The following is a 12383-nucleotide window of genomic DNA, read 5'->3' on the forward strand; positions in this document are numbered from 1 at the left end:
GGGCTATATGGCAAGAAACGCCGCCGATTGCTACCGCCCGGGGTGGCAGGCAGGCGATCGCCCGAAGGCGGGGCCGGGCTGGGCGATCGAACCGATGCGGCTGGCTGCGGGCCTTGATCGCGCAAAAAGCCCCGCCGCCCTTGCGAGGCGACAGGACCCGTATTCGTCTCACGCCGGTTGCAAGTGCCCGGTCCGGCTCGTGTCGATCGCGGCGATCGCGGGCGGCATCTCCGTCACTGGCCGACGGAGAATGCCGGCGCTTCCGCCTTCCAGCTGCCGTCTTCGCTCCGCACCGAGATCTGGTAGCGGTCGCCCTCGAGCGTTTCCGGCAGCTTGATCGCGGCCTGCAACGTCCCCTCGGGCGTCGTGCGCGCCGCGTCGAGCTTGGCGAAGGCCGCCCCCGGACTTCCGCCGCCGATGACGACCGGCTGGTCCTTGGGAAGGCCGGTCGCCGAGACGGTGACGGTCGCGCCCGGCTGCGGGGACGCCGGATCGAGCGTCACCTCGGCCGGCTGCTGGCCGTCCGAGAGCCCGAGGCTCGATCCGAGATCGCGGATGTTCGACTGAAGCTGCGGATTGTCGTTCAGGAAGCCCTGGACGGAGGACTTCACCTTCGAACCGACGTTGTCGGCCGCCTGCGACAGTTCCTGCCCGGCGTTCGAGGCCATCGACTTCAGCTTGTCCATCGGGCCGACGAGACTGACCGTCCCGCCGACCCGAAGGTCCGCCGAGCCGTCGATGCGCGGATTGGCCCGCAGGATCAGCCCCTCCGAGACGTTGCAGCGCGAGGCGATCGCGCTGATCGTGTCGCCCGGCCTGACCTCGACTTGTCTGCCGCAGTCCTGCTGGGCCGCAGCCGCGCTCGTGCCTGCGGCCAGAAGGGCGGCCGAGAGTGCAATCCCGCTCGCGCGCATGACGCTCTCCTTACTCGAATGCCTGCTTGCCTGTCCGGCGGTGTCAGTTGCCCGTCGCGGGGGCGGTCCCGCCGCCGGTGGTATCGCCGCCCGTGGTGGCGCCGCCGCCAGCAGCACCGCCGGTCGTGTCGCCACCCGCCGGAGCAGCGCCGCCAGCGGTTCCGGCCGTATCGCCGCCCGCCGGCGCGGAGCCGGCAGTGCCGGCGGTGTCGCCGCCGGTGGTCGCGGTTCCGGTCGTGGCGGTGCCGGTATCCGTGCCCGTTGCCGGAGCTGTGCCCTCGGTCGTCGCGGGCGCCGGCGTCGTGGCGGTCTCGGTGCCGCCGAAATAGTTGCCGTTGAGCAGGAAGTAGCCGCCGACGATCACCACGACGATGATGATGCCGGCGATCAGCCAGCCCGAACCGCCGCCGCCGCCACCGCCGCGGTCGTTGTTGATGATCGTCGCCCTGTCGCGATCAGGCGTGCGGCCGTTGGTATTGCTCATGAAGATATCTCCGTTTCGTCGGCCGCCCCTCGTCGCAGCTCAATCCGTGTGCAAGGTGGACGATTGCGCGGCGGTCCCTCCAACGCCAAGAATGCCGGAGACCCGTTCATCGTTCCGCGGCGAGGCCGCCCCGACGACGTCATTTTTCCCAGTCGGTGCCGATCGCCTCGCGCTCGATCTGCCGCGCATCCTCGACGATCTCGCGGCACTCCCTCCGATCGTCGTCGTCGGCCTCTTCGGGATAGTCCGCGCCGTTGGCGCTGCGGGTCAGAGCAAGCTTGAACAGCATCGGGAAATGGTCCGAGCCGATGTGCTCGAGCCGCCGCATTTTGACGAGATCGAAGCGGGCATTGTGGAACAGATGGTCGAGCGGCCAGCGCAGCAGCGGGTAGCGCGCGTCGAAGGTATTGTAGAAGCCGCGCCCGACGCGCGGATCGAGGAGACGGGAGATGCGCTGGAAATGCCGGGTGGTGTGCGACCAGGCGACGTCGTTGAGGTCGCCGCAGACGATCGCCGGCAGCGCGTCGGCGTCGACCAGCTGCGCCACCTCGACGAGTTCGGCGTCGCGGCCGGCGGAATCGGCGTAGGGCACCGGCGGCTCGGGATGGATGCAGTAGAGCGAGAAGCTCCGGCCGCTGCGCAGCGTCACCCTGGCGATGATCGAGGGCACGTCGTCCATGACGAGATTGGCGACCCGCACGTCCGAGAGCTCGAGCTTCGAATAGAGGATCATGCCGTAGCTGTTGTCGAGCGGCCGCAACACGGCGTGCGGCATCGTCTTGCCGAGCGGCTCCAGCGCCTCCGCCCAGCCCTCGTCGACTTCCATGAACAGCGCGATGTCCGGCGCTTCCCGCGTCACCAGTTCCACGGCATCGCGGTAGCGCCGGTTCGACATCTTGACGTTGTAGGATAGAATCGAGACGCAGTCCGGCCCGTCCGGGTCCCCCTCGTAGCGCTTGGACTGGATGGATCGCAGGGGCGAGAACTGGGCGATGCAGGCCGCCTGGACGCCGGCGACGACGAAGAGGCCGCTAACGATCCAGTCGCGGGCCGCGCCGGTCAGCAGAAAGAGTGCGCCGACGATCGCGATGCCCGCGATCGCCAGGATCTGCAGGCGCGGAAACGAAAAGACCCGGACGAAGCCGTGGGAAATGCGCAGAAACGAAATCCCCGTCGCGGCCAGAAGAACGATGGTGAGGGCGGCGAAGGCGATGACCATGTCGCGCGTCGGCTCCGTTTGGCTTGGGGCGGCGGACTGAAGGGCGCTCACCGGCTCAACTAGCCGGCGGGGCACGGCCTTCCATGGCTGTCGGGGAAGATTTTGTCGGCGCGCCGCGCGGGACGGTGAGAAGTCTCGTCCCGCGGCATGTCGGGCGATGCTCTTTCGGGATGGTCGGATGCAAAAGAGCCAGCGCGGCCTTGCGGCCGCGCTGGTCCCACCTTTCGGCTCGCTTTTGGGGCGTTGAAGCGAGCGAAAGAGTTCGCTGAACTTGTGGTCTTGGGGGAAGTCACAATGGACAGCCCTTGGGGTTTGACCAGCCCCCAAACGGGGGTAGCGCCCGTCCCCGTCACTTGCCGGATCAGTGGAAAGGCCTGAGCGATTTTTGCGGCCGGCGCTCCGCGGCCTTGCAGAAATCGGCAGAAACGCGGCGGCTCATACCGCGGCGAGGGCGGCGATCTTCAGGGCGATCTCGGCCTGCCGCCGCACACCGAGCTTGTCGGAGACGTGCTTCAGCCGCTTGCGGATGGTCTGCTCGGACAGCCCGGCAGCCTCGGCGAAGGTCTTGACCGTCTGGCCGCGATAGATCGCGACGGCGAGCGCCGCCTCGCCCCTGCTCAGCCCCGTCGCGGCTCGCACGAAGTCGATCTCCGGCACGCGCCTTTCGGTGGGATCGACGAATTTGACGACGCCGTAGCGGGCCGGGCCGTCGCCGGCGGGCGCAGCGAAGAAGCGCAGGAACAGCGGGCGGTCGTGCGGTCGCGGCACCTTGACCGGCCGCGGCAGCATCGAGGCTTCCGCCTTGAGGACGCGGATCGTCGCCCCGACGGCCCGGGTTATCGCCTCGGTCACCTCCGGCTGGGCCGCGACGAGCCGATGGCCGACCAGCCGCAGCCCGCTGCGGGCGCCGAGATGGCTCTCGGCCGACGGGTTCAGATGGACGACGAGACCGTTGACGTCGAAGATCGCGATCGCGTCGTCGAGCCCGTCGAAGGCCGCGAGGGCGCCGTCGCGGGCGATGGTGCCGCCCGGCAGCATGTCCTTCAGATGGACGATGCGGGCGAGGTGATTGGCGAAGACGGCGAGGCTCGCGTCGTCCTCCCGGCCGGGCTCCGGCCGGTTGGCGCCGCGATGCGCGGCGATGGCGACGAGGCCGCCCTCGCTGCGGCCGAAGACCATCGTCATGTTCCAGCATTCCGGATGGCGGCGGTAGAATTCCTGATGCACCGGGCAGCGCGCGATCTCTTCCCGGCTCATCAGCTCCGCCGTCGTCACGAGGCCGCTCGGCCGGGCGAGGAGCCGGGGAAAGCGGACGTCGCGCGACAGATAGGCGGTGAGATATTCGAGCGCCGATTCGGGGTCGAAGGGGTGGGAGAACTGCCGGGCCGTGCCGTCGCTGCCGGCGGTGATGAGGTTGAACCGGTCGGCGCCGGTCGCCTCGCAGCCGTGACGGACGGCCTCCTGCCAGTCGCTTCCAGAGGCGAGAGCGTCATAGAGGCCGTCGAGGGCCGCGGTCAGTCGCGTCGAAACGTCGATCATCGGCCGGAGGATGCCCCGCGCCCGGACGAGAAGCGCCGATCTCGCCGCGGCCTTGGATGAAGTGGCTGCCGGCCGGGCAGTATCGGGCTCATTCTTCCGCAACGCTGGTCGGACATGAGGCAAGATCCCGCCGCAAGATTTCGCGCATGCCGTGTCGACATGGCCGTCATGCTAGCGGGTGATTGTCCGTTCTTCAACCACGCCGCTGCGTCATACCGGCGCGTCTTCACTTCCGACATGCCCGAAGGAAAGCCAGCGGCCGCCAGGCCGGCCCGCCGCGGTGGAGACCCGGTCGACGCGATCGCGCGAAACCCCGCGCCTCGAAACTTCGACGCCGATGCCCATAATCCTCCCTCGTCCGGCACGCGGCCGGCACACGTCCGGCGGAGTCGACCTTTGCCGGCGCTTTTGCCATGAATGCCGGGCCGGCGCCCGTGCCTTCCCGCGGAACGCCGATCCATTCCGCCCTGCCAAGCCGCGGGCGCGTCCTTCCGGCGTGCCCGAACCGTTCTTCCGATGTCCCTCGTCAACACTCCTTCTCCCGCCGCCGGCGACGCCTCCCCCGACGAGGGCGGGCGGCTGTCGCGGCTGATCGAGCGCCTGCGCGCCGAACTGCGTTCCAGCGAAATCTGGTTCACCGCGCTCGCCGCGCTGCTCGGCGCCTGCGCCGGTGCGATGACCGTCGGCCTGCAACTCGCAGCGCACGGGATCCAGTGGCTTGTCTACCAGCTTCCCTCGCTCTCCGACCGCCTCAGCACGCAGCCGCATCTTTCCTTTGTCCAGCTTCTCGCCCTGCCGGCGGGCGGCGCCGTCCTCGCGCTGTTCACCTACCTCGTGCGCGCCCGCCGCCGGGCCCTCGTCGACGCGGTCGAGGCGAATGCGCTGCATGGCGGCCAGATGTCGATGAAGGACAGCCTGATCGTCTCCGGCCAGACGCTGATCTCCAACGGCGCCGGCGCCTCGGTCGGGCTCGAGGCCGCCTATGCGCAGATGGGCTCGGGCTTTGCGTCCTTTGCCGGGCGCTGGCTCGCGGTGCGCCGCTCGGACCTGCGCACCCTCGTCGGCGCCGGCGCCGGGGCCGGCATCGCCGCCGCCTTCGGCACGCCGCTCGCAGGCGCCTTCTACGCCTTCGAGATCGTCATGGGCGCCTATACGCCCTCGACCATCGCGCCGGTGGCGGCGGCCTGCGTCTCGGCCGTCCTGACCGCCCGCAGCCTCGGCGAATCGCCCTATCTCATCGCCTCCGGCGGCTCCGGCGCCATCGACCTCACGCACTATCTTCTCTATGTCGCGCTCGCCGCGCTCTGCGCCGGCTTCGCCATCCTTTTGATGCGCACCATCTCCGTCGTCGAGGACGTCACGCGCCGGCTGAAGATTCCCCGCTGGGCGCGGCCGGCGATCGGCGGCGCGCTCCTGGTGCCGCTCGGCCTCGTCACCCCGCAGGTCCTCTCGTCCGGGCATTCGGCACTCTATCTCGACATTTCAGGCGGCCTGCCGACGCTCGTCGTCCTGACCGTCATCCTGGCGAAGTCCGCCGCCTCGATCGTCTCGCTCGGCTTCGGCTTTCGCGGCGGGCTGTTCTTCGCCTCGCTCTTCGTCGGCTCGCTGTGCGGCCAGCTCTATGCCGACACGCTGTTCCTGCTTTCCGGCCACGTCGTCGTCGAGACGCCGCACGCCGCGCTCGTCGGCATGGCGGGGCTCGCCGTCGCGGTCATCGGCGGGCCGCTGACCATGGCGATGCTCGTCCTCGAGACGACGCAGAACCTCTCTTTGACCGGCGTCGTCCTCGTCGGCGCGCTGGTCGCCAGCACCCTCGTCAGGGTCTTCTTCGGCTATTCCTTCTCGACCTGGCGGCTGCATCTCAGAGGCGAGACGATCCGCTCGGCGCGGGACGTCGGCTGGGTGAAGACCCTGACCGCCGGCCGCATGATGCGCCGCGAGACGCGGGCGACGCCGGCCGGCCTCACCGTCGCCGAGTTCCGCAGGCGCTATCCGCTCGGCTCGACGTCGCGCGTCGTCCTCGTCGACGAGGCCGACCGCTATGCCGGCATCGTCGTCACCCCGACGGCCTATGCCGACAGCGTCGACACCGGCTCGCCGGTCTCCGACCTCGCCGTCCTCGCCGATGCGGCGCTGACGCCGGAGATGGACATCGCCAAGGTGATGGAGGCCTTCGACGCGGCGAGCGCCGACGAACTCGCCGTCATCGGGGCGGACGGCAAGGTTCTGGGGCTGCTTTCGGAGAGCTTCGTCCGGAAGCGCTACGCCGAGGAGATGGAGAAGAACCAGCGGGATCTGTTCGGGGAGCGGGCCTGACGGCCGGGGCCGAAGAAGGCGCCACTCGTTCCGGGCGAATTTGCGTGCCCGCGCTCCGGAACGCCGGTCCGGCCGCTTGCTTCGGACGATCAGCGGATGCGCACCGGCACGGTCAGCGACACGCGGTTTCCGGACGGCGGAGCGGGGAAGGGGCTCGCCCGCCGCACCAGCTGGACGGCGAGGCCGTCGAGCGAGGCGTTGCCGCTGGAGCCGACGACGCGAACGCCCGTCACCCGGCCGCTGCCATCCATCGAAAAGGCGATCCGCGTGGTGCCGGAGCCCCGGCCGGAGAAGCTCCGCGAATAGCGGTTCAGCCGCGCCTGGACCTGCGATTGCCAGCGGGCGATCTGCGAGCGCGAGACGCTGGCGCCCTGCGAGACCTCGCGCCGCGCCTGGCCGCGCGAGGCGACGGAGGGGCGGGCGGACTGGCGCTGGCGCACCTTCTGCGGCTTCTTCGCCGGCGCTTCGGCGGTCTTGCGGGTCTTGCGCACCGTCCTTTTCGGAGTTTCGCGCTTCGGAGCCTCCCGCGCCGCCTCGCGCACCTTCGGGGGCGCCGGACGGGCGGTCGGCAGCGGAACCTCGGAGGGCAGCAGTGTCGCGTCCGGGATCTCGGGCGCGGGCTTCGGCAGCGGCACGGCATCCGGGATTTCCGGCGTCGTCTCCTCCGGTTCGGGGAGGGGTTGCGGCTCGGCGGAGGCGACTTCCGGATCCGGCGTCGGCTCCTCGGCCTGTTCCTGCGGTTCGGGAGCCGGCGTTTCCGGGACCGGTTGCTCGACCTTTTCCGCCGGGGCCTCAGGCTCCGGCTCCGGCGGCGTCTCGGCCTCCGGTTCCGGGCTCTCCTCCGTCGGCTGCTCGTTCGGTTGCGCCTCGGGCGTATCGACGGTTTCCGGCGACGGCGCGGCATCCTCCACGGCGCGCGATTCCTGCGACTGGGCCGGCGGCGTCAGATCGATCAGCACCGGCGCCTGCTGGGCACCGGGGGGCGGGGCTTCGGGGGCGGCGGTCATCAACGCATAGGCCGCGGCGCCATGAGCGATCAGGACGGCGAGCCCGGCGATCAGCCAGACCTCGCCGCGGACGCCGCGCGGCGACCCTGCGAAGGGAACGGCGGAAAGATCGTTCCGGCGCGCCATCTCTACCGTCCGGCTTCGTCCGGGCAACCCGCCTCGGGATCCGACTTGCCGAGATCCTCGAGGCCGACCAGCCCGATCTTCAGATAGCCGGCATTCCTGAGCGCGTTCATCACGTCCATGATGTCGGAATAGGGGACCGAGCCGTCGGCCCGCAGGAAGATCCGCTCGTCGCGGTTGCCCTTGGTCGCCGCATCGAGGCCGGCTGCGAGGGCGTCGCGCGCGACGGGCCTTTCGCCGAGGCTGAGCGAGAGGTCCTCCTGGATGGTCAGATAGACCGGCTCGTCCGGCCGCTCCTGCGGTTCGGCGTTCGACATCGGCAGGTCGACCGGAACGTCGACGGTCGAAAGCGGCGCCGCCACCATGAAGATGATGAGGAGGACGAGCATCACGTCGATGAAGGGCGTGACGTTGATCTCGGAGACTTCGCCGAGACCCTCGTCGCCGCCGCCGTCGAGCTTCACGGCCATCGGCTCTACTCCGCTGCCCGGGCGAAGGGCAGGGGTTCGGCCTCGGCCTGGCGCCGTTCGAGGTCGCGCGACAGGTGCTGCATGACCAGCGCCGAGCCGTCCGACAGGATGCCGCGGTAACCGGCGATGGCGCGGGCGAAGACGTTGTAGACGATGACCGCCGGGATCGCCGCGACGAGGCCGATCGCCGTCGCCAGCAGCGCCTCGGCGATGCCCGGCGCGACGACCGCGAGATTGGTGGTGTTGGCCTCGCTGATGCCGATGAAGGCGTTCATGATGCCCCAGACCGTACCGAACAGGCCGACGAAGGGGGCGATCGAGCCGATCGTCGCGAGGAGGCCGGTGCCGCGATTGAGCGAGCGGCCGGCATTCGCCTCGATGCGGGCGAGCGCGATCGCCACCCGCTCCTTGACGCCTTCGGCGGACAGGCCCGTGGAGCGCCGCCATTCGAAGGCTGCGGCGCGGGCGAGGGCGCCGACCGGCCCCCGCCATTTCGCCCCGCTGCGTTCGTCGCCGATCGCATCGCCGAGGGAATCAGCCCGGGCGAGGCGGCGCACCCCGCGCCGCGCCCGCCACTTGGCGGAGGAGACTTCGAGGCCCTTCACGACAAGGATCGTCCAGGTGGCGAGCGAGGCGAGGCCGAGGGCGATCATCACGCCCTTCACCACCCAGTCGGCGGCGAGGAACATGCCGAGCGGCGAGAGGTCGTGCGGCAGCTTTTCGTCGCGCGGCTCGCGGAATTCGGCGGCCTGGCCTTCGGCCGACTGATTCTCTGCCGTTCCGCCTGTTCCGGGCGTCTCCGCCGTCGCCGGCGCGGCGTCCTGCGTGCCGGCGGCGGGTGTGCCGGACCCGGCGGGTGCGCTGCCGTCGACGGAGGGTGTCGTCGTGCGGGCATCGGCAGCGGACGGCGACACCTGACCCGCTCCAGCCGCGGCTCCGGCGCCCTGGTCCGGCCCCGGCACGACGCGGCCGGTGGTCCCGGCGCTCCCCGTGTCGCCGGCAGCGTCGCTCGCCGCCGCCGGAGCGGCATCGCCGCGCGACGGGGTGTCGTCCGTCGCGGCCGGTTTGGGAGCGGTCCCGTCGGCGGTGCCGGCGGTGCCGGCGGTCGGCGCCGGCTGCTGGGCGAGGGCGACGCCGTCTTGGACGAATGACGCGGCGGCGACCAGCAGGGCGGCCCGCAGGAGCGGAGAAATCGATACGATACGCATGGCGGACTGCATGTCCCTGAGGCTTTCGGCGCGGCATGGAGGGCGGACGCTCGCCCCGGCAGCGGCATGGCCGGCCCCGGCGCGCCCGGTCGTCTCGCCTCCTTTATGGAAAGATGACGACTTTCGTCAACTTATACCGCACGATTGCCGGACGATTCCGCCAGAAATCGTCGCCGATCCCCGCGATGATTTTTGACCATCGCCGGAATCGAGCCAGAGGGCGCAAGTAATTTGGAGTAATTCTAGACTGATCCGGATGGACGAGCTTCAGCCGAGCAGCCGGTCATAGTCGGAAACGAGGAGGTGCAGCGGCGCCTCATCTTCCTCGATCTCGGCGAAGCGGCCGATCGGTTCGCGGAACACGTTGTCCGTGCGGTCGTCGTTGACGGTCGAGACTTCGCCGATGAAGACGTCCGCGTCTTCGGCCCAGAAGGCGTGCCAGACGCCCGGCAGCAGCGTCACGCTCTCGCCGGGTTCGAGCTTCAGGCGGCCGCCCGCCGGCAACGTCCGCCAGACCCCGTCGGTCGGGACGCGGACCTCGGCGGTCTCGTCGACGGCGCCGCTTTCGTCCGACATGAAGAGTTCGAGAACGAGACTGCCGCCGCCGCGATTGATGATGTCTTCGGCCTTCACCACGTGCCGGTGCATCGGCGAGAGCTGGTCCCTGCGCGAGATCATCGCCTTTTCGGCGTAGAGCATGCCGCGGCCGCGGGAGAGATCCTCGGCCCGGCCGTTGCGGACGGTGAAGAGAAAGAGGCCGAGGTCGTCGAAGCGGCCCTGGCCGTAGTCGGTGACGTCCCAGCCGAGGCCGGCCTCGACGATGCCGGAGATCTCGCCCCGCCGCGCCCGCATCTCGTCCGGCGACAGATAGGCGAAGGGCGGCAGGACATAGCCGAAGGAGCGGATGAAGGCGTCGCCCTCGTGGATGATCTGGTTGATCGTCGATCGCTTCATCGCTGGTTCCTCCCAATCTCGACGCCGCGGCGAAGACCTGCCGGGCCGCCTTGGCCGCCGCCGACTCAGGTCAGCGGCGTCATCACGCCGGCGCGATAGGCCGGCCGCTGCTTCAGCCGTTCATACCACGCGGCGAGATTGGGGAAATCCGGCCGCTCGATGGGCATCTCGAACCAGCCATAGGCGGCGCAGCCGAGCGGAATGTCGCCGATGCCGAGATCCTCGCCTGACAGATAGGGCGTGCGGGAAAGCTGTGCCTCGGGGATTTCGAGCAGCCGGCCGCATTCGGCGAGGCCGCGCTCGACCGCGGCCGCATCGCGGGTTTCCGGCGTCATCCGCACCATGTTCCAGAAGACGTCGCGATAGGGGCCGCCGAAGCTGGTCGAGGCCCAGTCCATCCACTTGTCGGCGCTCGCGAAGGCGGCCGGGTCGTCGGCCGCGAAGCGCCCGGCGCCGTATCGGCGGGCGAGATAGCGGACGATGGCGTTCGATTCCCACAGGACGAGCTCGCCGTCCTGAAGCGTCGGGACGCGGCCGTTCGGATTGAGGGCCCGGTAGGCCGGCGTGTCGACGACGCCGAAGGCGCCGCCCGCCTCGACGCGCTCGTAGGCGACGCCGAGTTCCTCGGCGCACCAGAGCACCTTGCGGACGTTGATGGAATTGTTGCGGCCCCAGATCTTCATCGCGGCTCCTCCCTTGCCGTTACGGTCTCTGAAACGCACGAGCCCCACCGGAAAGGCGGGGCTCGTGATGTTCGGTGCGAGAGGCGAGTCTCGGCCCGCTCAGGCGCGCTCGTCGATCGAGACGTAGTCGCGATGCGGGGCGCCGGTATAGAGCTGGCGCGGACGGCCGATGCGCTGATGCGGATCCTCGATCATCTCCTTCCACTGGGCGATCCAGCCGACGGTGCGGGCGACGGCGAACAGCACCGTGAACATCGTCGTCGGGAAGCCGAGCGCCTTGAGCGTGATGCCGGAGTAGAAGTCGACGTTCGGATAGAGCTTCTTCTCGACGAAGTACTCGTCGGTCAGCGCGATCCGCTCGAGTTCCATCGCCACTTCGAGCAGCGGGTCGTCCTTGATTCCGAGTTCGTCGAGCACCTCGTGGCAGGTCTGCTGCATGATCTTGGCGCGCGGATCGTAGTTCTTGTAGACCCGGTGGCCGAAGCCCATGAGACGGAACGGATCGTTCTTGTCCTTGGCCCTTGCGATGAATTCCGGGATGCGGTCCTTCGAGCCGATTTCCATCAGCATGTTGAGCGCCGCCTCGTTGGCGCCGCCATGGGCCGGCCCCCACAGACAGGCGATGCCGGCCGCGACGCAGGCGAACGGGTTGGCGCCCGACGAGCCGGCGAGGCGCACCGTCGAGGTCGAGGCGTTCTGCTCGTGATCGGCGTGGAGGATGAAGATCCGGTCCATGGCGCGGGCGAGCACCGGGTTGATCCGGTAGGGCTCACAGGGCACCGCGAAGCACATGTGCAGGAAGTTTTCGGAATAGGACAGGTCGTTGCGCGGATAAACGAAGGGCTGGCCGATGTGGTACTTGTAGGCCATCGCGGCGATCGTCGGCATCTTGGCGACCATGCGCAGGCTGGCCACCATGCGCTGGTGAGGATCGGCGATGTCGGTCGAGTCGTGATAGAAGGCCGAAAGCGCGCCGACCGAGCCGCACATGACCGCCATCGGATGGGCGTCGCGGCGGAAGCCGGTGTAGAAGCGGCTCATCTGCTCGTGGATCATCGTGTGCCGCGTGACGCGGTAGACGAAGTCGTCCTTCTCCCGCTGGGTCGGCAGCTCGCCGTAGAGCAGCAGGTAGCAGGTCTCGAGATAGTCGCCGCGCTCGGCGAGCTGGTCGATCGGATAGCCGCGATGGAGCAGGACGCCCTCGTCGCCGTCGATATAGGTGATCTTCGATTCGCAGGACGCCGTCGAGGAGAACCCGGGATCGTAGGTGAACACGCCGCCCTGCTTGTAGAGCGTGGTGATGTCGATCACGTCCGGACCGAGGGTGCCGCTACGCATCGCCAGACCGGCTTCCGTCGATCCGAAATTGAGTTTCGCCGACTGTTCTGTCATGCGGTCGTCCTTTCATGAATCGCGGCTGAGAAAGCGATTTTCGCAGCGCACACGTTTCAGCCATGACCTGCCTA

11 protein-coding genes are annotated in these 12383 nt (G+C 69.3%); 1 reads left to right on the top strand and 10 read right to left on the bottom strand.

Annotated features, from left to right (window positions below; genetic code table 11):
- Positions 1-233 precede the first annotated feature (233 nt).
- From J1C47_RS15390 to J1C47_RS15405, 4 genes are all read right to left on the bottom strand, one after another.
- Entirely contained in the window at positions 234-914 is a 681-nt protein-coding gene (locus J1C47_RS15390) for a LysM peptidoglycan-binding domain-containing protein (RefSeq protein WP_207351666.1), read from the bottom strand.
- Between the two features lie 43 nt (positions 915-957).
- Positions 958-1398 carry a hypothetical protein gene (locus J1C47_RS15395; protein ID WP_207351667.1) on the bottom strand — a complete coding sequence of 147 codons (441 nt, stop codon included), beginning with the start codon at positions 1396-1398 and terminating at the stop codon, positions 958-960.
- Positions 1399-1537: 139 nt separating this feature from the next.
- Positions 1538-2617: an endonuclease/exonuclease/phosphatase family protein gene (locus tag J1C47_RS15400; protein ID WP_207351668.1), complete on the bottom strand. Its 1080-nt coding sequence runs from the start codon at positions 2615-2617 to the stop codon at positions 1538-1540.
- 435 nt (positions 2618-3052) lie between these two features.
- The gene (locus J1C47_RS15405) at positions 3053-4156 is read right to left on the bottom strand and encodes a PAS domain-containing protein (protein WP_207351669.1); all 1104 of its coding nucleotides are present in this window, start codon (positions 4154-4156) and stop codon (positions 3053-3055) included.
- Between the two features lie 516 nt (positions 4157-4672).
- On the opposite strand from J1C47_RS15405, the gene J1C47_RS15410 reads away from it, so the two are divergent.
- A complete protein-coding gene (locus J1C47_RS15410; protein WP_207351670.1) occupies positions 4673-6472 on the top strand; it encodes a chloride channel protein in 1800 nt (599 codons plus the stop codon).
- 89 nt (positions 6473-6561) lie between these two features.
- Here J1C47_RS15410 and J1C47_RS24035 read toward each other — a convergent pair whose 3' ends face one another.
- From J1C47_RS24035 to gltA, 6 genes are all read right to left on the bottom strand, one after another.
- Entirely contained in the window at positions 6562-7605 is a 1044-nt protein-coding gene (locus J1C47_RS24035) for a TonB family protein (protein ID WP_207351671.1), read from the bottom strand.
- A 2-nt stretch (positions 7606-7607) separates the two neighbouring features.
- The gene (gene exbD / locus J1C47_RS15420) at positions 7608-8072 is read right to left on the bottom strand and encodes a TonB system transport protein ExbD (RefSeq protein WP_207351672.1); all 465 of its coding nucleotides are present in this window, start codon (positions 8070-8072) and stop codon (positions 7608-7610) included.
- Positions 8073-8077: 5 nt separating this feature from the next.
- A complete protein-coding gene (gene exbB, locus J1C47_RS15425) occupies positions 8078-9280 on the bottom strand; it encodes a tonB-system energizer ExbB (RefSeq protein WP_207351673.1) in 1203 nt (400 codons plus the stop codon).
- Between the two features lie 267 nt (positions 9281-9547).
- Positions 9548-10234: a D-lyxose/D-mannose family sugar isomerase gene (locus J1C47_RS15430; protein WP_207351674.1), complete on the bottom strand. Its 687-nt coding sequence runs from the start codon at positions 10232-10234 to the stop codon at positions 9548-9550.
- A 65-nt stretch (positions 10235-10299) separates the two neighbouring features.
- Positions 10300-10917 (bottom strand): glutathione S-transferase family protein, encoded by a 618-nt coding sequence (locus tag J1C47_RS15435; RefSeq protein WP_207351675.1) that lies wholly within the window; start codon positions 10915-10917, stop codon positions 10300-10302.
- Between the two features lie 99 nt (positions 10918-11016).
- Positions 11017-12309, bottom strand: coding sequence for a citrate synthase (gltA, locus tag J1C47_RS15440; RefSeq protein ID WP_207351676.1), 1293 nt, complete (start codon positions 12307-12309; stop codon positions 11017-11019).
- Positions 12310-12383 lie beyond the last annotated feature (74 nt).

This window comes from Jiella sonneratiae (genome assembly GCF_017353515.1).
Lineage (GTDB): Bacteria > Pseudomonadota > Alphaproteobacteria > Rhizobiales > Rhizobiaceae > Jiella > Jiella sonneratiae.

What these genes read in the sequence shown, in the direction of transcription:
- J1C47_RS15390 (WP_207351666.1), bottom strand. Translation starts at nt 914, where the DNA reads ATGCGCGCGAGCGGGATTGCACTCTCGGCCGCCCTTCTGGCCGCAGGC.
- J1C47_RS15395 (WP_207351667.1), bottom strand. Translation starts at nt 1,398, where the DNA reads ATGAGCAATACCAACGGCCGCACGCCTGATCGCGACAGGGCGACGATC.
- J1C47_RS15400 (WP_207351668.1), bottom strand. Translation starts at nt 2,617, where the DNA reads ATGGTCATCGCCTTCGCCGCCCTCACCATCGTTCTTCTGGCCGCGACG.
- J1C47_RS15405 (WP_207351669.1), bottom strand. Translation starts at nt 4,156, where the DNA reads ATGATCGACGTTTCGACGCGACTGACCGCGGCCCTCGACGGCCTCTAT.
- J1C47_RS15410 (WP_207351670.1), top strand. Translation starts at nt 4,673, where the DNA reads ATGTCCCTCGTCAACACTCCTTCTCCCGCCGCCGGCGACGCCTCCCCC.
- J1C47_RS24035 (WP_207351671.1), bottom strand. Translation starts at nt 7,605, where the DNA reads ATGGCGCGCCGGAACGATCTTTCCGCCGTTCCCTTCGCAGGGTCGCCG.
- exbD (WP_207351672.1), bottom strand. Translation starts at nt 8,072, where the DNA reads ATGGCCGTGAAGCTCGACGGCGGCGGCGACGAGGGTCTCGGCGAAGTC.
- exbB (WP_207351673.1), bottom strand. Translation starts at nt 9,280, where the DNA reads ATGCGTATCGTATCGATTTCTCCGCTCCTGCGGGCCGCCCTGCTGGTC.
- J1C47_RS15430 (WP_207351674.1), bottom strand. Translation starts at nt 10,234, where the DNA reads ATGAAGCGATCGACGATCAACCAGATCATCCACGAGGGCGACGCCTTC.
- J1C47_RS15435 (WP_207351675.1), bottom strand. Translation starts at nt 10,917, where the DNA reads ATGAAGATCTGGGGCCGCAACAATTCCATCAACGTCCGCAAGGTGCTC.
- gltA (WP_207351676.1), bottom strand. Translation starts at nt 12,309, where the DNA reads ATGACAGAACAGTCGGCGAAACTCAATTTCGGATCGACGGAAGCCGGT.